Raw genomic sequence first — 21,631 nt, 5'->3', positions numbered from 1 at the left:
CACCAGCGAATTGGTGGTGCCCAGATCGATGCCTACCGCCAGCCGATGCTGGTGGGGAGCGGTGGACATGCCGGGTTCGGCAATTTGCAGCAGAGCCATCTTAACTTTCCAGTTCTTCGTAGACGTCGCCGACTTCGGCGATGAGTTTGTCCATGAACCGCAGCTGGCGCACGGCTTCGGAGGCCGCCGCAAAGTCGCGTGCCGCGTCGATCAGCTCGGCCAGTTGCGCCTCGATGCGGCGATGCGCTGCGCGCAGCTCGTCGGACAAGGCGTCCAGTGCCGTTACGCTTTTGCCCGCGCGCGCGTCCTCGATCGACTCGCGCCATTCCATCTGCTGCATCAGGAATGCCGGGGACATCTTGGTGTTGCTGGCATCGAGCGTGTCGATCCCCTGCAGCCGCAGCAAATACACGCCCCGGTTCACCGGGTGCTTGAGCGTCTGGTACGCCTCGTTCACCTGCGTCGCCCACTGCATCGCCACCCGCTGCTCGGATTCCGGCTGCGCGGCGAAGCGGTCCGGATGCACGGCATTCTGCAGTTCGCGATAGGCAGCGTCGAGCTTGTCGCGGTCGAGCGCGTAGGCAGTGGGCAGGCCGAACAGTTCGAAGTGGGTGCGGGAGAAATCCATTATTTAGGGGCTAGGGGCTAGGGGCTAGGAGCTAGGATTTAGGGGGATTTGTGCTTCGCGCCTTTAAAAACGGGGCGGCCTCGGGCCGCACCGTCCCTAGCCCCTAGATCCTAACTCCTAGCCCCCGCAGTTCAGACGTTGAACGACTCGCCGCAGCCGCACTCGTTCTTCACGTTCGGGTTGTTGAACTTGAAGCCCTCGTTCAAACCTTCGCGGGCGTAGTCGAGTTCGGTGCCGTCGATGTAGGGCAGGCTTTTCGGGTCGACAAACACGGTTACCCCGTGGCTGGTGAAAACCTCGTCGCCGGCGGGCGTCTCGTCGGCGAACTCCAGCTTGTAGGCCATGCCGGAACAGCCGGTGGTGCGCACGCCGAGACGGATGCCGACGCCCTTGCCGCGTTTGGCAAGGTAGTTCGTGACGTGTTGCGCTGCGCGCTCGGAAAGCGTGACGGCCATGATCTACTCCTGACTGTGCTTCTGCTTGTAGTCGGCAACCGCGGCCTTGATCGCGTCTTCGGCCAGGATCGAGCAGTGGATCTTGACCGGCGGCAGCGCGAGTTCTTCGGCGATCGCGGTATTCTTGATTTCCATCGCCTGGTCGAGCGTCTTGCCCTTGACCCATTCGGTCACCAGCGAGGACGAGGCGATCGCCGAGCCGCAGCCGTAGGTCTTGAACTTGGCGTCTTCGATCAGGCCATCCTTGCCGACCTTGATCTGCAGCTTCATCACGTCGCCGCAGGCGGGCGCGCCGACCATGCCGGTGCCGACGTCCTCATCCTCCTTGCCGAAGGAACCGACGTTGCGGGGGTTTTCGTAATGGTCGAGTACTTTATCGCTGTAAGACATGTTTTCGCTCCTTTCAGTCGCTTGGTAGGGGTCAGGATCTAGGGGCTAGGATCTAGGGGGTTTTGTGCTTCGCGCCCTTGTAATTTGGCGCGGCGCTCGCCGCGCAATCTCTAGCCCCTAACTCCTAATTCCTGGCCCCTAAAAATCAGTGTGCCGCCCACTGCACGGTATTCAGATCGACGCCTTCCTTGAACATTTCCCATAGCGGGGAAAGCTCGCGCAGCTTGCCGATCTTCTCGTGCAGCAGCTTGATGGCGTAGTCGACTTCTTCCTCGGTGGTGAAACGGCCGATGGAGAAGCGGATCGAGCTGTGCGCCAGTTCGTCGCTGCGGCCGAGCGCGCGCAGCACGTAGGACGGCTCCAGGCTGGCCGAGGTGCAGGCGGAACCGCTTGATACCGCCAGATCCTTGATCGCCATGATCAGCGATTCGCCTTCGACGAAGTTGAAGCTGACGTTGAGGTTGTGCGGCACGCGCTGATCCATGTCGCCGTTCAGGTGCACTTCCTCGATGTCCTTCAGGCCCGCATAGAGGCGGTCGCGCAGCATGCGGATGCGCTCGTTCTCGGTCGCCATCTCTTCGCGGGCGATGCGGAAGGCCTCGCCCATGCCGACGATCTGGTGGGTGGCCAGGGTGCCCGAACGCATGCCGCGCTCGTGGCCGCCGCCGTGCATCTGCGCCTCCAGGCGGATGCGCGGCTTGCGGCGCACGTACAGCGCGCCGATGCCCTTGGGGCCGTAGGTCTTGTGCGCCGAGAACGACATCAAATCGACGGGAAGCGTCTTCAGGTCGATCGGCATCTTGCCGGTGGCCTGCGCCGCGTCGACATGGAAGATCACGCCCTTCTCGCGACAGATCCTGCCAAGCGACTCGATGTCCTGGATCACACCGATTTCGTTGTTGACCGCCATCACCGAGGCCAGCACGGTGTCGGGACGGATCGCCGCGCGGAAGGCGTCGAGGTCGATGAGGCCGTTTTCCTTGACGTTGAGATAGGTCGCCTCGAACCCCTGGCGCTCCATTTCGCGCACGGTGTCGAGCACCGCCTTGTGCTCGGTGCGCACCGTGATGATGTGCTTGCCCTTGGTGCCCGAGTAGAAATGTCCGGCGCCCTTGATGGCGAGGTTGTTCGATTCGGTGGCGCCTGATGTGAACACGATTTCCTTGGGGTCGGCGCCGACCAGCGCGGCGACCTGGGCGCGCGCATCTTCCACCGCCTTTTCGGCCTCCCAGCCGAACGGATGCGAGCGCGATGCCGGGTTGCCGAAATGCTCGGTCAGATAGGGGATCATCTTTTCGGCCACGCGGGGATCGACCGGGGTGGTGGCGGAATAATCGAAATACAGTGTTTTCATCGTTTTGCCCTAATTGAATCGTTCAAACAGCCAGCGTCATCTTCGATTTCGATGCGCGGCGATCCTGAATCACCTTTTCCTTGCATTCGTCCTGCCTGGCCACCAGCGTGGCCAGCGTCACGTTGTCCAGGTAATCGTAAATGTGGGCGTTGAGTCCCGTCCACAAGTCGTGCGTCAGACAACGGTGTTCGTCGTGGCAGTTTTCCTTGCCGCCGCACTGGGTGGCATCGATGGGCTCGTCGACCGCGCGAATGATGTCGGCCACGCTGACATCTTCGAGCGGCCGGGCAAGGTAATAGCCGCCGCCCGGGCCGCGCACGCTTTCGACCAGTTCATGGCGGCGCAGGCGGCTGAAAAGCTGTTCCAGATACGACAGGGAAATGTCCTGGCGCTCGCTGATTCCGGCCAGCGTCACCGGACTCTTGCCGCCGCGCAGCGCCAGGTCGAGCATGGCGGTGACGGCAAATCGACCCTTGGTGGTCAATCTCATGACTATTCTCCTGAAATTTCGCCCGAACTATAAAATACCCGAGCATTTCGGTCAACTATTCCTTACCCAAGCAATTTAGTCAACTATTTTATTCAGGTAGTTCGGATCGAAATCGTCGGGCTTGTCCTGCCCCGCCGGCATTTCCGCGCCCAGCTTCTGCAGCTGCGCCAAAATCAGTTCCAGCCGATGATCGATGTGGGCGGAATGGTCGATCAGTCCATGGATCGCCTTCACCATCGGGTCGTTCATGTCGGCGGAAATGGCGTAGGCCGAGAAACCCAGCTTTTCCGCCTGCTGGTTGCGCTGTTTTTCCGCCGCGCTGTCGAGGATGCGGGCGGGGATGCCGACCGCCGTCGCATTGTCCGGTACGTCCTTCACCACCACGGCATTTGAGCCGACGCGTGCGTTGGCGCCGATGGTGATCGGGCCGAGGATCTTGGCGCCCGCCCCTACCACCACGCCGGGCATCAGGGTGGGATGGCGCTTGCCCTTGTTCCACGAGGTGCCGCCGAGGGTCACGCCGTGATAGAGCGTGCAGTCGTCGCGGATATCCGCGGTCTCGCCCACCACCACGCCCATGCCATGGTCGATGAACACGCGGCGGCCGATGGTGGCGCCGGGATGGATCTCGATGCCGGTGAACCAGCGGCCGAGATGCGAGATGAAGCGCGCCAGCCATTTCCACTCCATGCGCCACAGCTTGTTCGCCAGCCGGTGGATGACGATGGCATGAAAGCCGGGATAGGTGGTGACGACTTCAAACGTCGAGCGCGCCGCCGGGTCGCGGTCGAATACGACGGCGATGTCTTCCTTGAATTTGCTGAGCAGGTTCATGCGCTGGAGGATGCTATTTCAGAGTAATTTGGTCAACTATTGGGCAGCGGGATTCCGCGCCTTGGGCGCCGCCTGTTTCGCCTCCTGCGCCGCAGTCAGGATCCCGCGCAGGATATTCACTTCTTCCTTCGCCAGCCGGGTGCGCGCGAACAGCCGCCGCAGCTTCAGCATCAGCTTGCCGGGCGAGCCGGGGTTCAGAAATTCCAGTTCGGCCAGTGCGGTTTCCAGGTGGCCGTAGAATTTCTCCGTCTCGTCGCCTGTCGCCGCGTCGATATCCGGCTGCGGCCAGTTCGCACGCCCCAGCCAGGTCTGGCGGATCTCGTAGCTGAGCACCTGCACCGCCGCCGCCAGGTTGAGCGAACTGTAGTCGGGGTTGGCGGCGATCGTCACCAGCCCCTGGCACAGGCTCAGCTCCTCGTTGGACAAACCGCTGGTCTCGTTGCCGAACACCAGGGCCACCGGGCCGGTTTGCGCTTCGCCCAGCAAGCGGACGGACGCCTCGGGCGGCGTCAGCACCTCGGCCACGATATCGCGCCGGCGTGCCGACACGCCCAGCGCCAGGGTGGTGTCGGCCAAGGCCTCGGCCAGCGTGGCGCACACCCTCGCCTGCGCCAGCAGGTCGGTCGCGCCGGAGGCCATGGCGTCGGCCTGGCTGTTGGGGAAGATGGCCGGATCGACCAGAACCAGCTGCGCCAGCCCCATCGTCTTCATCGCCCGCGCCGCCGCGCCGATGTTGCCCGGGTGGCTGGTGCGCGTCAGCACGATGCGAATATTGGCGAGAAGTTTCGGGTCTGACAGGGTCATCAAGTAAAATAACGAGTTCGTTCTTTGAATCTATTGCCAGACACCATGCATCCCATGCTCAATACGGCGGTGAAAGCCGCTCGCAAAGCCGGGGCGATCATCAATCGCGCCTCGCTCGACCTCGATCAGCTCACCGTGCGCAGCAAGCAGGATCGCGATTACGTCAGCGAAGTCGACCAGATGGCCGAACGCGCCATCATCGAAACCCTGCTCGACGCCTATCCGAATCACGGGATTTTAGCAGAGGAGTCCGGCGCGGCCGATGCCAAAAACGGCGAGGATTACCAGTGGATCGTCGATCCGCTCGACGGCACCACCAATTTCCTCCATGGCCTGCAGCAATATTCGGTCTCCATCGCGCTCAGGCACAAGGGCCAGATCACCCAGGCCGTGGTGTACGACCCCGCCCGCAACGAGCTCTTCACCGCCAGCCGCGGCCGCGGCGCCTATCTCAACGAGCGCCGCATCCGCGCCAGCAAACGCAGCAAACTCTCCGAATGCCTGATCGGCACCGGCTTCCCCTTCCGCGACTTCAGTTTCGCCGAGGCCTACATCGGCATGTTCCGCGACATGATGCACGCCACCTCCGGCCTGCGCCGCCCCGGCTCCGCCGCGCTCGACCTCGCCTATGTCGGCTGCGGCCGCTACGATGGTTTCTGGGAGATGCGCCTGCAGCCCTGGGATCTTGCCGCTGGCAGCCTGATCGCACAGGAATCCGGCGCGCTGGTCGGCAATTTCATGGGCGACGAGGGCTTTCTCGAATCCGGCAACATCGTCGCCGCCAGCCCGAAAGTCTTCGCTCAGATACTGCAGATCCTCGCGCCCCACCTGCCGCCCGAGCTGAAGGTCTGATCGCTTTTCCTAAGAGCGGGCGGCGGTTTTTTTCGCCCCGTCCTGAGCGGGGCGCTTCGCTGAGCCGCCTCAACTGCAAGGGCGGGCCGACCCAATTACTGCATCAGCGCATGACTCCGGCTGCTGTCGATAGCGCGGTTGAAAGGGTTCAGCGCGTAATACACGACGACCTCGTTGCCGGCACCGCTGTAGCGCATTTCATGGCTCAGGCGCCGCACCAGTTCGATGCCGCGTCCATGCAATCCGCTCTCCGACATGCGTGACTGGACTGCCCAGTCGAATCCGGGGCCGCTGTCGCGCACGGAGATCTTCACCATCCTGCGGTTATCGCGCCGCAGGATTTCGATCCCGATGTCGATGAACCCCTGCTGCAGTTCCTTCAAGGCGTTCTGGCGTCGTGCCGCGTAGGCGGCGAAACCGTCGCTGGTCGTTTTAAGCGAGGAATCCATCCGCAACAGCCCATGATCCAGCGCGTTGGACACCAGTTCGGACAGAATAAGGAAAATCTGGCCGGCATGTTCTTTCGTCGCCGCGATCCGCTCGATCACGCCGGACAGGGTCGGCACCACATCCAGGTTTTTCAGGTCCTGCGCCTCGAAATGGAACGACATGCACAGGCCATCGCTTCCGTATTCCGCAGCGGCCTCATGCGCGGCCGGCTGCTCCAGCGTGCCCGGAGCGGGAACGGCCACCATCAGCACGCTGATGTCGTCCACCAGCGCACCCGCCCGATGCTCATCCAGCGCCGCCACCAGCGCCTCGAAACGATGCGCCGGCGCGGCCGATTCCAGCGCTGCGCAGGCACGCTCAGCGCCAAACTGCTCGCCGGCGGCATTTTCAGCCTCGGTCAGGCCATCCGTCCACAGGAACAACTGGCATTCCCCTTCGTAGGAATACACCTCGAGTTCCGCCGAGAATTCTTCCGGCGGCAAAAGGCCGAGCGGCACATGCCGGGATTTCCAGTGCTTGACGATTTTTCCCTCGGCATCGACCAGGCGGGGATAGGGATTTCCGCCGTTCCAGACCTCGATCGTCCCCATCACGGGATTGATCGAAACCAGCGTCAGGGCGGCATAGCGCCCCGGAGGCATCATGGTGTGCATGCGGCCGTTCATGACCTCGGCGATGCGTCCGATGCCGTAGCCAAGCTCGGTCATGGCGTAAAAGGTATCGAATTGCGGCAGTGAAGCCATCGCTGCCGGCAGGCCATGGCCCATGCCGTCGCTGAGCAGGATATGGTGGCATTTCCCGGGGGTGCGCGCGGCGGCGATCAGATCGCCGCTGAAATGCCATGCGGGAGTCACGCGGTAGCGCAAGGCGGGGTCGCCGAGCCCTTCGCGGTTGACCATGTACTCCATCAGCCGCGCCCCGAGGTGCCGCTCGTCTTCCGCCTGCCGGTAGTAGGCGGCAAGCTCCGCCGAGTGCCGGGAAAGCGCCTGCTGCAGTTCGGCGATCCGCTGGAACACCTGGATCTTGGCCTGAAACACCGGAAACGACAGCGGCTTGGTCAAATAGTCGTCCGCCCCCGCCCGCAACCCTTCAAGAACCTCGTCCTCACGCGTGAGCGCGGTCACCATCAAGATCGGCAGCCAGCGCGAGCCCGCCGCCTGCCGGATGCGCCGCGTCGCTTCCAGGCCGCCGATCCCGGGCATCATCACATCCATCAGGATCATGTCCGGCGACTCGGCGAGAAACTTCTCCAGCGCTTCCTCTCCCGAACGCGCCTCGATCAGGCGGTGCCCCATTCTTTTGACCACCTGGCCGGCGATTGCAACATTGTTGGCGATGTCGTCCACCACCATGACCGTCATGCCCATGCGACCATCCATTTACTTGATGGTGAACAGGCGGCGGAAGTTCGACAGCTCGAAAACCTGCGCCACCGCGCCCTTGCAATTGAGCAGCGTGATGGATTTCGACGCGCCTTTTGCGCGCTCCTTGAGCAACAGCAGCATGCCCATGGCGGAACTGTCGATATATTTCACCTGGTCGAAGTCCAGTTCCAGTTCGCTGATGCTCGTCTGCCTCAGCAGGGAATCGGTCGTCTCGTTAAACGAGGCGTGGCTGTTGAAATCGAAACGTCCATTCAGCACCAGGCGTGCCCTGCCACCTTCCATCCGGGTATCTATGTCCATGAATTCCACTCCTTTCAAAAATCAACAAATCGGTAATCGGGCCTGCGTGATACACGGTGTCCATCAAGCCGTTTCCGGCAGACGGCACGATACAGGAAGCTCGACCGTGAAGCGGCTTCCTTCCCCCTGGATGCTTTCCACACTGATTTCTCCCCCCATCAAATCCACCAGATGCCGGCACAGCGCCAAGCCCACGCCGATGCCCGGAATACTGGAGTTTTCCGCGCCCAGCCGGCTGAAATACTGGAACAGCTCATCCCGTTTCTCCGCCGCAATGCCGATGCCGGTATCGCTGACCGCAATGCGCATGACGCCGTTGTCCGACAGCTGGCAGGACACCGTCACGCTGCCGCCTTCGCGGTTGTACTTCACCGCATTGCTCAGCAAATTGAGCACGACCTGCTTGAAGCGCCGCGCATCGACGCGCACCCGCCGCAGGGCGCATTCGCCGCCCGGATTGACGATCTCCACCCTTTTCTCGGCGGCCTGCGCGGCGATCGCCTCCTGGCACTCGCGCAGCAGATCGAGCACATTGACGTCCTCCGGCTTCAGTTCCAGCCGCCCGGCCTCGATTCGGGACAAGTCCAGCACATCGTCGATCAGTTCGCGCAACAGCCAGCCCGCCCCCAGAATGCGCTCGACGCAGTCCCGTTGTTCCTCGTTCAGCGGCGTGTCGGGGTCGGACTCCAGCAGCTGGGCGAAACCGACGATGGCGTTGAGCGGCGTTCGCAGTTCATGGCTGACATGGGAGAGGAATCTCGACTTGGCCTGGCTGGCCTGTTCTGCCGCCTCCTTGGCGCGCACCAGCGCCGCCTCCATGAGCACCTGCTCGGTCACGTTGCTGATCGCCACGACGTAGTGGGTGACCTCCCCCGCCTCGTTGCGCACCGGCGAGACAAAAATATCGCACCACACCTTGCGGCCCCGGCGCGATATGCCCTCCACCACCGCATGCATCTCGTCGCCCGCGATCACAGCGTCGAGGAAAAGCTGCCACGCCCCGGCGCTCCCCGCGGACGCCGCCAGTATGGGCCAGCGCAGCCCGCGAATATCCTCCTGCGGAAGCTCGACGATGTCTGCATAGGCTGCGTTGGCGTACTCGATCGTGAAATCGTCGCGCCGGACGATCACGACGCCGCTTCCGCTCGCGGCAATCGCCCGGTCGTGCAGGCGCAACTCGTCTTCCACCTGCTTGCGGGCCGTCACTTCGCGAACCGAGACCTGAATGCTCGCAATGTTCCCGGCCTCGTCCCGGGTCGGCACGGCGGAAGCATCCACCCAGATGTATGCGCCATTCCGGTGCCGCATCCGGACATACCCGCACTCACCCGCTTCGCCGAACAGCGCAGGCTGATGCAGCTCTTTTCGTACCCGTACGGCATCGTCCGGATGCACCAGTTCGTAGCCGTCATGCCCGGTCAGATCGGCCGGCGCGTAGCCCAGCACGCGCTCGCAGGATGGGCTGATATAGGAATAGCGGCCATCCGGATCGTGCAGCGAAATCACGTCGCTGGCGTTCTCGGCCAGCAGCCGGAAACGCGCCTCGCTTTCCTGAAGTTCCGCATCGACCGCCAGCGCGTGCGTGATATCGGTGCGAATCGAGAAGTAACGTTCCAGCCGGCCGCCTTCATCGAAAAAAGGCACGATGGTCGAGGCCACCCAGTAGTGGCTGCCGTCCTTGCGCCGATTGCGGATGTTGCCGTGCCAGACTTGGCCCCGGGAAAGGGTTTCCCACAACGCGCTGAAGAACTCGGGCGGATGAAAGCCGGAGTTGACCAGGCGATGATTCTGGCCGATGACCTCTTCCCGGCTGTACTGGCTGATCTCGCAAAACTTGTCGTTGGCGTAAACGATATTCCCTGTCATATCCGCGGCGCTGACGATGGCGTGCGCGTTGAACGCATGCAGGTGCTGCGCCAATACGCGATCGCGCTCCGCCAGCTTCGCCGCCATCTCGTCCAGCGCGCGCGCGAGCTCGCCCAGTTCGCTGTCCGCGGCCACCCCGCTGCGCTGCGCCAGATCGCCCGCCGCATGCGCATTCGCCTGGCGGATCAGGCGGCGCACCGGCGCGATCACCAGGCGCTCGGTTCCCGCCCAGGCCAACAGCAACATTCCGCCGAACACGCCCAGCACAATCAGCATCGTCCATCCCCCGGTACGGCGCACCTGCGCCAGCGCGGTGTCGGCGGGGATGCCGATGGCGACAAACGCATTTTCCCTGGCCGAGCTGCTTTCCAGCTTGGCGAAGGAAAACAGGCGCGCAATGCCGTCCCTGCCGTAGCCCTCGACGACGCCCGTCTCCGGGTCCGGCACGCCAACCAGCCGCATCGCCGCACCGACAGCTTGGCCACGCCAGATTTCCGACTCCGAATCGCTGTGAAGAATGACGCCGTTGTTGTCGTAAACAACCATCTCGGCGTCCTCGGGCAATAAACCGCCGAGGTTGTGCCGGTCGAACCAGGACAGGTCCACCGACACGAACAGATAGGCCAGATGCTCGCCGCGTCGGTCCAGAATGGGCTTGGCGACGATCACCACGGGCGCTTTCACCATGACGCCGAGATGGTAGTCGCCCACCACGATCTCACCATGGCCCTGGCGTATCTGGTGAAACCACAGGCGGTCGCTGAAGCTGCTCTGATGCGTCTCGGCAGACCCGCTGCAGATGGCCGTCCCCTTGGCATCGGTCATGCCGACATTGGCAAAAATCGGCTGCCGCGCGAGCGCCTCGTCGAAAGCCGAGCAGAACCCCGGCCGACGCTCGATGATCGCCGGGTTGGCCGACAGGGCGAACAGCAGTTCACGGGCCGCATTGATATGCTTGTCCTGCTCCAGCGAAATGCCCTGCACCAATGTTTTCGTCTCGCGGTAAACATCGTCGACGGCGTGCCGGTACATCTGCATGCCGACAAGCCAGGCTATGGCCAGCATGGGCAGCATGGCGAGCAAGATCAAGGCGATCAAGCGGGAACGCAGGCTTTTGAACACACGTCTCACGCGCTCTCCCACACATCGCTCGGCCCAAGCTCGGCGGTCACGGCCCGCGCTGGCCCTTCGCGTTCGAGCGTGTGCATATCCAGCCGTCGCACACCGCGCAGCAGGCTATCGACAGCCTCCGCGGGCTGCGGGCGGCTGAAGTAATACCCCTGCAGCTCGTCGCATTCCACATGGCGCAGAAAAGCGGCCTGTGCCGTCTCCTCCACCCCTTCGGCCACCACCGTCAAACCCAGGCTGTGCGCCAGGGTGACGATTGCGCGCACGATCGCGGCATCGTCCGGGTCAGTCGTGACGTCGCGCACGAAGGAACGATCGATCTTGAGCACATCGATCGGAAACAGTTTGAGATAGGACAAGGAGGAATAGCCGGTACCGAAATCGTCCACTGACAGCGCAACGCCGAGCCTCTTGAGCGCGCGCAGGGTGCCGATGGCCGCCTCGCTGTCGTGCATCACGGTGCTCTCGGTGATTTCCAGTTCGAGGAAAGCCGGATCGAGCCCGCTTTCCGCAAGCACCCGCTCCACCCGCTCCACCAGACCGGGATCGCGGAATTGCCGCGCCGAAAGGTTCACCGACATGCGCATCCCCGCAAACCCCCTGTCCTGCCATTGTCGCGCCTGCCGGCAAGCCGCCTGCAGAACCCAATCGCCAAGCGGCATGATGAGGCCGGTATCCTCCGCCACGCCGATGAATCGATCCGGGCCGATCAAGTCTTCGCGCGGGTGATTCCAGCGCACCAGCGCCTCGAAGCCCAGCACTTCTCCGGTAATCAGGCTGACGCGCGGCTGATAGTGAAGCACCAGCTCGCCGTGCTTGATGGCCAGGCGCAGATCGTGTTCGATCTCGACCCGGGCGCGCATGCGCGCATCCATTTCCGGGACGTAGAAACGGAAGGCATTGCGCCCTTCTTCCTTGGCGCGGTACATGGCGATATCGGCATTGCGCAGCAGGGATTCGGCATCCTCGCCATCCGACGGGCAGACCGACAGGCCAAGGCTGCCCGTCACATACACCTCGCGGCCGTTCAGCGAAAACGGCCATGCCAGCGTATCCAGAATCTTTTCGGCCACGGTCGCCGCATCCTCGATGTGTGCGATATCCGGCAACAGCAGAATGAACTCGTCGCCGCTCTGGCGGCCCACGGTATCGCCCTGCCGCAACACCCCGCTGATCCGCATCGCGACCTGGCGCAGCAGCGCGTCCCCCGCGTCATGGCCCAGGGTGTCGTTGATTTTCTTGAAATCGTCCAGATCCAGGTACGCCACAGCGAGCAGCCGCTGGCCGCGCTGCGCGTGGGAAATCGCCTGCCGCAGGCGGTCCAGGATCAGCGCGCGGTTAGGCAGCTCCGTCAGCGCATCGTGGCGGGCCTGATGAAGCAATTGATCCTCGTGGCGCTTGCGCTCCGAGATGTCGCGCGCGATCACCAGCACCGAGACAACCCGGTTTTCCATGTCCCGCTCGGGCACCATGCGCACATGGAAATGGCGCAAACCCATCCGCGGCATTTCAATCCCACATTCGACGGTCGCCGCCTCGCCGCGTTCGAACACCTCGCGCGCGCCGTGCTGCCAAACTGCTGCCGCCTCCGGGGGCAGTCCCAGTTCATCCCAGGTCCTACCCAGACATTCGCCATTTTCCACCCCGATGGCCAGCTCGTTCGCCGGATTGGCATAGAGGTAACGCAGGTCGCGGTCGAAACGCACGATCACGTCCGGCGCGTTGTCCACCAGCGCCTGGAATTCCTGCGAATGGCGGCGCAGCAGCCTTTCCATTTCCCTGGTCGTGGTGATGTCGCGCACCACGGCAATGGTTTCGCATTGTTCGTCCAGCTCGAACTGCGACAGGCTGATCGAGACCGGAATGTCCTCGCCATCCTTGCGCCGGGCCACCATGTCCGCCTGAACGGCCGTCGATGCCGGCGCTGGATGCGCGGCACAGCGCCCGCGCTGCTCCGCATAGATGGCGCGCATGTTTTCCGCAACCAGGATGTCCATCGGCTGGCCGATCATCTCCTCGTGGCTGTAACCCAGCATCGTTTCCGCGGTCGAATTCGCCATCGCGATGCGTCCTTCCGCGTCGAGCAGGAATACGGCATCCGGCGCCGCATCGAAAATCATGCGGAAGCGTTGCTCGCTTTTCTGGGCGCTTTTCTCGGAAGCGGCCAGCTCGCGATAAGGCTGCAGCACTGCCGCCACGAACACGGCGCGGTAGAGAAAACCGTAGGCGACGATTTTGTAGACATGCCCAAGGAAATTGAATCCGTCGTTCACTTCGCTATAGAGCGTGAAATTCAGCTCGCTCAAGGCCATGATGCCGACGGCCGCAAAAAGATGCGGCGCGGCATAGCTGCCGGCCGTGCGAAGCCGGGCAAGAATGGCGAGCGCGGCCGCCAGGTGCAGCCCGACGACGAAATACTCGACGCCGATCTTGAACGGCGTCAGCCCCTGTCCCGCAACGAAGGTCGCCGGAAGCCATTCCGCCCGGTATAGCGCGACCCAATACACTGCAGCGACCCATGCCAGCGCCGCGGCCAGGGCCGCGTAGCGCATGCCGGGGTTCACCGGCACCCGCGGCATGAGCACCGCCGCCAGCAGCGCAACGGCCGCCGTGATGCGCGCCGCAAGCCAGAAGTTGATGGCTTTTTCCGCGCCTGACGGCGTAACGAAATGCGGCATGCCCGCATACGACAGCAGATGCGCGGCGTCCAGCAGGCCCACCGCGAGGAAGGCCGCGGACAGCACCATCGGGAATGCCGGCCCGCGCGCCTTCGCCGCATGCCATCCGACGCCGAAGATCATGGCCGCCACCACCACGGCGAGGATTTCCGCCACGTTATGGAATGCGAGATAGTCTCCGATATGCACCGCCGGCTGCGGCATCATGGCGTGCACGATGCCGAACAGGATCGCCAGGCAGGCGATCGCGAGCAGGGCAGTACCCATGCCATCGGCAAGGAATAATTGACGCGCCTGTGCCGGCGCGGCCTGGTGATCAGACACGGATATTCAACCCCGCTTGGCGTTCACGCATATTTCATGATCTCTGCCGGAATCGCCTGCAGCGATGCGCTGCGATCCACCCCGCCCAGTTTCACCGCTTCCTTGGGCATGCCATAGACCACGCAGCTGGCCTCGTCCTGCGCCACGGTGGCCGCGCCCGCATCGCGCATTTCCTTGAGGCCGCGCGCGCCGTCATCGCCCATGCCGGTCATGATGACGCCCAAGGCATTCCTGCCCGCGAACTTGGCCACCGAACGGAACAGCACGTCCACCGACGGCCGGTGGCGGTTGACCACCGGGCCATCCACCACTTCGACGTGATACTGGGAACCGTTGCGCTTGAGCAGCATGTGCCTGCCGCCGGGGGCGATCAGCGCCCGCCCGGGCATGACGCGATCGCCGTTCTGCGCCTCGCGCACCTCGATCTGGCACAGGGTATCGAGCCGGGCCGCGAAGGAGGCGGTGAACTTCTCGGGCATGTGCTGCACGATGACGATTCCGGGCGACACGCGCGGCAACGCGGTCAGCACCGCTTCCAGCGCCTGGGTACCGCCGGTCGAGGTGCCGATGGCGACGATGCGCTCGGTGGTCTGCGCCATGGCCTGGCTCGCGGCAGGCAGGATCGCGTCGGCGTTGAGCTTGGGCATCACGGCGACGGGCGGCACGGCGCTGTTGATCTTCAGGTTGCGGACATTGGCGTGCGCCGCGGTTTTCACGGCGCGAATCAGATCCGCGGCGGCATCTTCCAGCGCCGCGCGCCGGTTGCCGATGCCCGGCTTGGGGACGACGCCGACTGCGCCTGCCGCCAGGGCCTGCATGGCGGTTTCCGATCCCTTCTGCGAAATCGACGAGCAGATCACCACCGGCGTCGGCCGTTCCGCCATGATTTTCCTGAGAAACGTGATGCCATCCATGCGCGGCATTTCGACGTCCAGGACGACCACGTCCGGCCACTGCTTCTTCATCTTCTCCTGGGCGAAAATGGGGTCGGGCGCAACGGCGATCACCTCGATGCCGGCATCGCCGTTGAGCACTTCGGACAGCACCTGCCGCACCACGGCGGAATCGTCCACGACCAGGACTTTTATGCGTTTCGACATAGATCCCTTGCTTTAAGAGCCATTGCAATATTCGACGCCCTTGGGGGCGAACTGGCGCACCCATACATGGCCCGACCAGATATCGAACAGCACCGTGCGATGGCCGGCGCCGCCCAGATCCTCCGACGCCGCGCGCAGCCCATGGTGCTTCAGCAGATGCCGTCCGGCCTCGGCATTCTTGATCCCGATATGGCTTTGCCCGGCATCGACCTGCCGCTGAAACATGTTGCCGCCGCCGAACAATTTGACCTCGTAGTCCTCAAGCGCCGTGCCGCTCCTGCGTATCTCCTCGAACAGGAGCCCGAGCGCCTCGTCCGCGTACTTGCCGTCCGCCAGCCGCGTTTCCCGCCCTTGCCGGCTTGGCAGCATGTAGTGGCACATGCCGCCGATCAGCAGTTTCGGATGCCAGAGCGTGATGGAAACGCAGGAACCCAGGATCGTCCGGATGCGGACATCCCGATCCCCGAAGTAGAACTCGCCGGGGTTGAGGAAAATTTCGATGACGTGGGGCGGCTTGCGCATGGGTGATATCGCCGGCCTATTTTCTGTATACCGATGGCCGCACCGCACCCAGCACGTCGGTCACGCCGTTGAGGCTTTCCGAGTGGCCGATGATCAGGTAGCCGCCGGGCTTGAGCGTGGCGGCGATGCGCTCGACCACCCGCGCCTTGGTGTCGGTATTGAAGTAGATCATCACATTGCGCAGGAAAACCACGTCGAACTCGCCCAGCTGCGGCAGGGTTTCGTTGAGGTTGATCTGCTGGAAACTCACGCGCGCGCGCAGGCGCTTGTCGATGAGGAAACGGCCTTCCTGCGAGCCCACACCCTTGAGACAGTATTCCTGCAGGTAGCGCTGCGGAATATGGCGGGCGCGCTCCATCGCATACAGCCCGCTGCGCGCCCGTTCCAGCACGCGCGTGCTGATGTCGGAGGCGACGATTTCCCATGGCGTCTCGCCCAGCCGATCGGCCAACACCATCGCCAGGGTGAAAGGTTCTTCGCCGCTTGAGCAGGCCGCGCTCCACACGCGGAACGGCGAGCCGGGGCGCCGCTCGGCGAGGATGCGCTGCTGCAGGAACTCGAAGTGCTTGGGCTCGCGAAAGAAATAGGTTTCGTTGGTGGTGAGCAGGTCCAGCGCGGTCTGCAATTCCGCCGGTTCCTTGCCGCTGGTCAGCAGGTGCAGATAATCGCGGTAGGAGTCGAGCGAATAATGCTTCAGCCGCTTCGCAAGACGTCCGCATACCAGCGCCTTTTTCGCCGGGGAAAGGCTGATCCCAGCGAGCCGGTAGATCAGCCGCTGGAATTCACCGAACTCCTGATCGGACAGCGTGGACGCCTGCATGCTCCGCTCCCTCCCGGTTCAGCCCGTTCGGCATGAAACCGCCGCCCAGCTCTTGTTTGATCCCGATCATCCCGCCGCAACCCCGTTCGCGGGCCCCATGCCCTGCGCATTCGCCTGCTCCAGCAATGCCAGATCGTCGATCGACAGCACATTGCCGACGTTCAGGATGATCACGAACTTGCTGTCCACCTTGCCCATGCCGCGGATGAAGTCGGTGCGAATCTTCGCGCCGAAGGCCGGCGGCGGTTCGATCTGGTCCTGCGGTATTTCCAGCACCTCGTTCACCGCATCCACCACCACGCCCACCACCTGCGTCTCCTGATCGGACGCCACTTCGATGATGACGATGCAGGTGCGGCGGGTGAGTTCCGTGCTCTTGCGGCCGAAGCGCGTGGAGAGGTCCACCACCGGCACCACGCTGCCGCGCAGGTTGATCACCCCGCGGATGTAGTCCGGCATCATGGGCACCTCGGTGAGGTTGCCGTACTCGATGATTTCCTTGATGGCGAGGATGCCGATGGCGAACGTCTCGCCCCCCAGCATGAAGGTCAGGTACTGCTGCTGATCCTGCGGCGCAGCCAGTCCCGTCCGTTCGTCCACTTTGACTAGCGCACTCATGTCGCCTCCTCAGAACTTGACGAACTCAAGTTCGTCGCTGGCGCCTGCCATGGCTTTCGGCGCCGGCTTGCTGCCGGCGTTCCTGGCGTGCGCCACCTGGACAGTTTTCTGGGTGGCCGGTTTTCTGGCGCCCGAAGCCGCGCCGGCGCCGCTCTCGAGCAGGAAGAAGCCCATGGCCTGCTGCAGCTGCTCGGCCTGGCTGCTCATTTCCTCGGCGGTGGCGGCCAGTTCTTCCGAACTGGAGGCGTTCTGCTGGGTGATCTGGTTCAGTTGGGTCATGGCCGTGTTGATCTGCCCGACGCCGGAGGATTGCTCCTCGGAGGCGGCGGTGATTTCCTGCACCAGGTCGGAAGTTTTGTTGATGGAGGGCACCATCTCGTCCAGCAGCTTGCCGGCCCGCTCCGCCAGGTCAACCGAGCCGCCCGCCAGTTCGCCGATCTCCTGCGCCGCCACCTGGCTGCGTTCCGCCAGCTTGCGCACTTCCGCCGCCACCACCGCGAAGCCCTTGCCGTGCTCGCCGGCGCGCGCCGCCTCGATGGCGGCATTCAGCGCCAGCAGGTTGGTCTGGTAGGCAATGTCGTCGATGATGCCGATCTTGCCGGCGATGCTCTTCATCGCGGTCACCGTCTGCTTCACCGCCTCACCGCCTTCGGTGGCCTCCTTCGCCGCCTTCGACGCCATGCCGTCGGTCACTTTGGCGTTCTCGGTATTCTGGCTGATGGATGCGGACATCTGCTCGACGCTGGCGGACGTCTCTTCCACGCTGGCCGCCTGTTCGCTGGAAGCCTGGGAGAGGGATTGCGCCGTTGCGGACACTTCTTCGGACGCGCTGGAAAGGTTGTCAGCCGCGCCGCGCACCTCGGTGATGATCTGCGAAAGCTTTTCCACCATGTTCTTCATCGCGGTGAGCAGCATGCCGGTCTCGTCCCTCGACTGCACATCGATCGTCACGCTGAAATCGCCCTCGGAAAGGCTGTTGGCCACGCCCACGGCCTGGCCGAGCGGACGGGTGATGGAACGGGTGACCCAGAAGGCGATCCCTACCGCGAGCAGGAAGGCCGCCGCGCCCATGGCGAGCATCAGTGTCCGCGCCTGGCTGTATTGCTCGCTCGCCATGTTCCCCAGCTCGTTCATCAGCTCACCCTGGAACTGGACGAGGTCGTTGACGCGCTTGCGGTACTCGTTCGCCGCCGGGCGGAACTCGGATTCCATGAATGCCCGGCCTTCTTCCGCCTTGCCTTCCTCGGCAAGCTTGATGATCTGGTTTTGCGCCGCGATGAATCGCTCGCGCGATTCAAGGATCAGCTGGAACATCTCGATTCCCTTGGGCTGAACCAGCGTCGGCTTGAGCTTCTCCCAGGCCTTGCCGATGTTGCTGCGCCCCTCGAGGATGCGCTCCTTCGCTGCCTGGATACCCGGCTGGTCCGTCGCCATCAGGATGTCGCGCGCGCCGAGGCCGATTGCGTTGACGCCGGCGAGTCCGTCCTGCAGCAACAGGACTTTCGGCCATTTGTCATGGTTGACGTTTTCCAGCGACTCGTTGAGGACGGCCATGCGGGTGATTCCAATGATGGCGATCGCCACCATCAGCACCACAACCAGGCCAAACCCCACCCCCAACCGCACCCCGATCTTCATGTTCTTGAACATTGCCGTGCCTCCCTTGTTTATCTCTGAAAAAATAAAAATCCCAAGAATCCAACCCGCTCACGCGCCATGCATGGCCATCTGCTCATCCCGCGCGACAGCGAGCTGCACCAGCGTCGGCACGTCGAGAATCAGCGCCACTTCGCCGGTTCCCAGAATCGTGGAACCGGAAATACCCCGCAAATTCCTGAATACATTGCCCAGCGGCTTGATGACGGTCTGAAATTCGCCCATCAGCTCATCCACCACGAATCCGGCCTTCTGCCCACCGTATTGCACGACCACGATGTTTTCACGCTTGCCCGCGGCCGTCTTGACTTCGAATTGATCGCGCAGGCGAACGAAGGGCAGCACCTCGCCGCGCAGATTGACGTAGTTGCGCGTATCGGCGGCCTTTCTGTCCGCTTCGGACAGCTCGATGCATTCCAGCACCATGTCGAGCGGCACCACGAAAGCCGACTTGCCCACGCCGACCAGGAAACCGTCGATGATCGCCAGGGTGAGCGGCAACCGGATGCGCACCGTGGTGCCGCGTCCCTCCGCGCTTTCGATGTCGACGCTGCCGCGCAGCGCCTGGATGTTGCGCTTGACCACATCCATGCCGACGCCGCGGCCGGAGAGATTGGTGACCTGGTCCGCGGTGGAAAATCCCGCCTCGAAAACGAGGTTGTAAATCTCGTTGTCCGACAGGCTCTGGCCCGGGCTGACGATGCCGCGTTCGATCGCCTTCTTGAGGATTCTTTCCTTTTTCAGGCCGCCGCCGTCGTCCGCCACTTCGATCACGATGCTGCCGGAGTCGTGGTAGGCGTTCAGCCGCAGGCTGCCCTTCGCCGGCTTGCCGGCTGCGGCGCGCGCCGCGGCCGGTTCGATGCCGTGATCCATGGCGTTGCGCACGAGATGCATGAGCGGGTCGCCGATTTTCTCGACCACCGTCTTGTCCAGTTCGGTTTCCGCGCCGCCGATCTCCAGGCCGATGTCCTTGCCGAGTTCCTTGCTCACATCGCGCACCACGCGCTGGAAGCGGTTGAAGGTCTCGCCGATTTCCACCATGCGTAGCTTGAGCGCACCGTCGCGGATTTCCTCGACCAGCCCCGAGACGACGGAGGTGGACTCGTGCAGCGCCGCGTCGCCGGAACGCTGGGCCAGCAGCGAGGCGCCGGCGCCGGCAATGACGAGTTCGCCGACGAGATTGATGAGTTCGTCGAGCTTTTCCGCGCTCACGCGAATGAACTTGGCTTCCTGGGCCTTGTGGTCGCGAATCTGGCGCTGCTTCTCCAGCGCCACATCCATCACCTCTTTCTGCACCACGCCTTCGTTGACCAGGACTTCGCCGATGGGCGGCTTGGCGCCGCCGCAGGCCGCCGCCATGCTTTCCTGGGATGCCAGCGCATCCTCCAGCTCGTGTCCGGTGAGAATGCCGGCCTCGATCAGCAACTGGCCGAGCATGTCGGTATTGCCGCTCGCGTGCTCGAGCCGGTCGACGAAAGCGGCGAGATGGCTCGGCGGCGGGAAGATGCGCAGCTTGCAGTCCTCCCGCACGAACTCGAAGACATCCTCGATGGTTTTCTTGTCCGCCTCGCTCTTGAATTCGATCGAGAAGCTCAAGTAGCAGGACTCCGGATCTATCGCATTCAGTTCCGGCAGCTCGCTGTCGTCTATCCTGAGCGAGACGATATCGCCAATGGTCGCGAGGTAGCGGATGAAGGAAATGGGGTCCATGCCGTTCTTCAGCACCTCGCGCCCAAAGACGAGCGACAGGTGCCAATAGTCGCCTTCGAGCAGTCCGCCGCCGCTCGCAGCAAGCCGGGCCTCGTGAACCGCGGGCATGGCGGCGTCCGCCGCGGCTTCGCCTCCCAGCAAGGATCGCAGCGCGGCGGCGATCGCCTCGCCCGCAGCCGCCTGTTCCGCATCGAGCGCTTCCCCGGCTTCCGCCACCACGGTGATCAGCAGGCCGATATGGTCGCAGCATTTGAGCAGCAGCTCGACGAGCTCGCCGTTGACGGCCAGCGCGCCTTCACGCACCTCGTCGAGCGCATTTTCGACGACATGGGTAAACGCCACGATCGCGTCGAGCCCGAACAAGCCCGCGGAGCCCTTGATGGTGTGCGCGGCGCGAAACATGGCGTTGACCGTTTCCTCTTCCTGCGGCTCGCTTTCGAGCCGCAGCAGGATGCCCTCCATTTCCTCGAGCAGCCCGCGGCCTTCCTCGATATAGGTCTGCAATGCCTGATCCATGCTCACTCTCGTCTCCTTGGTATCTATGACGGCTGTTACTGTCGAGCTGAAAGCAGCAGGGGATCGCCGAACTGGGCTGCCATGTCGTAGAGGTCGATCACTTCCAGCGCGGCCTGGCTATGGGATACGAAACGCACGGCCTTGCCCAGGCGGGTGCCTTCGCGCTTCGCCGCCAGCAGCAGCTGAAATCCGGCGGTATCCATCTCGGTGACGCCACTGAGGTCAAGCTCGATCTCAGCGCTGGCAGCCAGATGCGCCATCAATCCATCCCTGATTTCCAGGCTTTGGTAGATGGTGAGTTCGCCTTCCATTTGCAGCCTGCAAATGCCGTTTTCCTGCTGTGCGTTGATGTGCATGGTGTGCTCCCCGTCGCCGGCTTCAGGGCATGATCAGCTTCGACACGGCAGCCAGCATCTGCGCCGGCTGGAAGGGTTTGACCACCCAGGCCTTGGCGCCTGCCGCCTGCCCTGCCTGCTTTTTCGCCTCCTGCGATTCGGTGGTGAGCATGATGATGGGCGTGAATTTGTAGTTCGCCAGCTTCTTGACCTCCTGCACGAAGGTGATGCCGTCCATGTTCGGCATGTTGACGTCGCTGATGATGAGATGAATCTTCTGTCCGTTGATCTTGGACAGGCCGTCCTTCCCGTCGCACGCTTCGATGACGTCGAATCCGGCGCCCTTGAGCGCGATGCTTACGACCTGGCGTAGCGAAGCCGAGTCGTCGACGACCATGATGGTTTTTGCCATAGTT

20 protein-coding genes are annotated in these 21,631 nt (G+C 63.3%); 1 reads left to right on the top strand and 19 read right to left on the bottom strand.

The genetic code is table 11. The features are described from left to right. Positions 1-100: 100 nt before the first annotated feature. The 7 genes from hscB to BGO62_RS03765 all read right to left on the bottom strand — a co-directional run bounded on the left by hscB (position 101) and on the right by BGO62_RS03765 (position 4,955). Positions 101-628 carry a Fe-S protein assembly co-chaperone HscB gene (hscB, locus tag BGO62_RS03795; protein WP_296639457.1) on the bottom strand — a complete coding sequence of 176 codons (528 nt, stop codon included), beginning with the start codon at positions 626-628 and terminating at the stop codon, positions 101-103. A gap of 131 nt (positions 629-759) precedes the next feature. Next, entirely contained in the window at positions 760-1,083 is a 324-nt protein-coding gene (gene iscA, locus BGO62_RS03790) for an iron-sulfur cluster assembly protein IscA (protein ID WP_296639455.1), read from the bottom strand. A 3-nt stretch (positions 1,084-1,086) separates the two neighbouring features. Further along, on the bottom strand, positions 1,087-1,473 hold the full coding sequence (iscU, locus tag BGO62_RS03785; RefSeq protein WP_018077347.1) for a Fe-S cluster assembly scaffold IscU: 387 nt from the start codon (positions 1,471-1,473) through the stop codon (positions 1,087-1,089). A 145-nt stretch (positions 1,474-1,618) separates the two neighbouring features. Then, entirely contained in the window at positions 1,619-2,827 is a 1,209-nt protein-coding gene (locus BGO62_RS03780; RefSeq protein WP_296639452.1) for an IscS subfamily cysteine desulfurase, read from the bottom strand. A gap of 22 nt (positions 2,828-2,849) precedes the next feature. Further along, positions 2,850-3,317, bottom strand: coding sequence for a Fe-S cluster assembly transcriptional regulator IscR (gene iscR / locus BGO62_RS03775; protein ID WP_296639451.1), 468 nt, complete (start codon positions 3,315-3,317; stop codon positions 2,850-2,852). Positions 3,318-3,392: 75 nt separating this feature from the next. Then, positions 3,393-4,151: a serine O-acetyltransferase gene (gene cysE / locus BGO62_RS03770; protein ID WP_296639450.1), complete on the bottom strand. Its 759-nt coding sequence runs from the start codon at positions 4,149-4,151 to the stop codon at positions 3,393-3,395. Positions 4,152-4,187: 36 nt separating this feature from the next. Beyond that, positions 4,188-4,955, bottom strand: coding sequence for an RNA methyltransferase (locus BGO62_RS03765; RefSeq protein WP_296639467.1), 768 nt, complete (start codon positions 4,953-4,955; stop codon positions 4,188-4,190). 45 nt (positions 4,956-5,000) lie between these two features. Between BGO62_RS03765 and BGO62_RS03760 the strand changes: the two genes are divergently transcribed. Continuing rightward, on the top strand, positions 5,001-5,807 hold the full coding sequence (locus BGO62_RS03760; protein WP_296639465.1) for an inositol monophosphatase family protein: 807 nt from the start codon (positions 5,001-5,003) through the stop codon (positions 5,805-5,807). Positions 5,808-5,902: 95 nt separating this feature from the next. Here BGO62_RS03760 and BGO62_RS03755 read toward each other — a convergent pair whose 3' ends face one another. The 12 genes from BGO62_RS03755 to BGO62_RS03700 all read right to left on the bottom strand — a co-directional run bounded on the left by BGO62_RS03755 (position 5,903) and on the right by BGO62_RS03700 (position 21,627). Further along, positions 5,903-7,624 (bottom strand): fused response regulator/phosphatase, encoded by a 1,722-nt coding sequence (locus tag BGO62_RS03755; protein ID WP_296639449.1) that lies wholly within the window; start codon positions 7,622-7,624, stop codon positions 5,903-5,905. 12 nt (positions 7,625-7,636) lie between these two features. Next, positions 7,637-7,942 carry an STAS domain-containing protein gene (locus BGO62_RS03750; RefSeq protein WP_296639446.1) on the bottom strand — a complete coding sequence of 102 codons (306 nt, stop codon included), beginning with the start codon at positions 7,940-7,942 and terminating at the stop codon, positions 7,637-7,639. 63 nt (positions 7,943-8,005) lie between these two features. After that, the gene (locus BGO62_RS03745) at positions 8,006-10,939 is read right to left on the bottom strand and encodes a PAS domain S-box protein (RefSeq protein WP_296639444.1); all 2,934 of its coding nucleotides are present in this window, start codon (positions 10,937-10,939) and stop codon (positions 8,006-8,008) included. Next, on the bottom strand, positions 10,936-13,881 hold the full coding sequence (locus BGO62_RS03740; RefSeq protein ID WP_296639442.1) for an EAL domain-containing protein: 2,946 nt from the start codon (positions 13,879-13,881) through the stop codon (positions 10,936-10,938). The genes BGO62_RS03745 and BGO62_RS03740 overlap by 4 nt, the downstream gene beginning before the upstream one ends. A gap of 80 nt (positions 13,882-13,961) precedes the next feature. Continuing rightward, complete coding sequence (locus BGO62_RS03735) at positions 13,962-15,038, bottom strand: chemotaxis response regulator protein-glutamate methylesterase (RefSeq protein ID WP_296639441.1); 1,077 nt, start codon at positions 15,036-15,038, stop codon at positions 13,962-13,964. 12 nt (positions 15,039-15,050) lie between these two features. After that, the gene (locus BGO62_RS03730) at positions 15,051-15,560 is read right to left on the bottom strand and encodes a chemotaxis protein CheD (protein WP_296639439.1); all 510 of its coding nucleotides are present in this window, start codon (positions 15,558-15,560) and stop codon (positions 15,051-15,053) included. Positions 15,561-15,576: 16 nt separating this feature from the next. Next, positions 15,577-16,380 (bottom strand): protein-glutamate O-methyltransferase CheR, encoded by an 804-nt coding sequence (locus BGO62_RS03725; protein ID WP_296639437.1) that lies wholly within the window; start codon positions 16,378-16,380, stop codon positions 15,577-15,579. 66 nt (positions 16,381-16,446) lie between these two features. Next, entirely contained in the window at positions 16,447-16,998 is a 552-nt protein-coding gene (locus tag BGO62_RS03720) for a chemotaxis protein CheW (RefSeq protein ID WP_296639436.1), read from the bottom strand. A gap of 9 nt (positions 16,999-17,007) precedes the next feature. Beyond that, entirely contained in the window at positions 17,008-18,648 is a 1,641-nt protein-coding gene (locus BGO62_RS03715) for a methyl-accepting chemotaxis protein (protein ID WP_296639434.1), read from the bottom strand. 57 nt (positions 18,649-18,705) lie between these two features. Continuing rightward, positions 18,706-20,880 carry a chemotaxis protein CheA gene (locus tag BGO62_RS03710; RefSeq protein ID WP_296639463.1) on the bottom strand — a complete coding sequence of 725 codons (2,175 nt, stop codon included), beginning with the start codon at positions 20,878-20,880 and terminating at the stop codon, positions 18,706-18,708. Between the two features lie 35 nt (positions 20,881-20,915). Then, on the bottom strand, positions 20,916-21,236 hold the full coding sequence (locus BGO62_RS03705) for an STAS domain-containing protein (protein WP_296639432.1): 321 nt from the start codon (positions 21,234-21,236) through the stop codon (positions 20,916-20,918). A 22-nt stretch (positions 21,237-21,258) separates the two neighbouring features. After that, entirely contained in the window at positions 21,259-21,627 is a 369-nt protein-coding gene (locus BGO62_RS03700) for a response regulator (protein ID WP_296639430.1), read from the bottom strand. Between the last annotated feature and the right edge of the window lie 4 nt (positions 21,628-21,631).

Origin of the sequence: Thiobacillus sp. 65-1402, from assembly GCF_001897685.1 — a bacterium.
Lineage (GTDB): Bacteria > Pseudomonadota > Gammaproteobacteria > Burkholderiales > Thiobacillaceae > Thiobacillus.
Note: the sequence above shows the minus strand (reverse complement) of the source record. Positions and strands in the feature narration are given on the sequence as shown.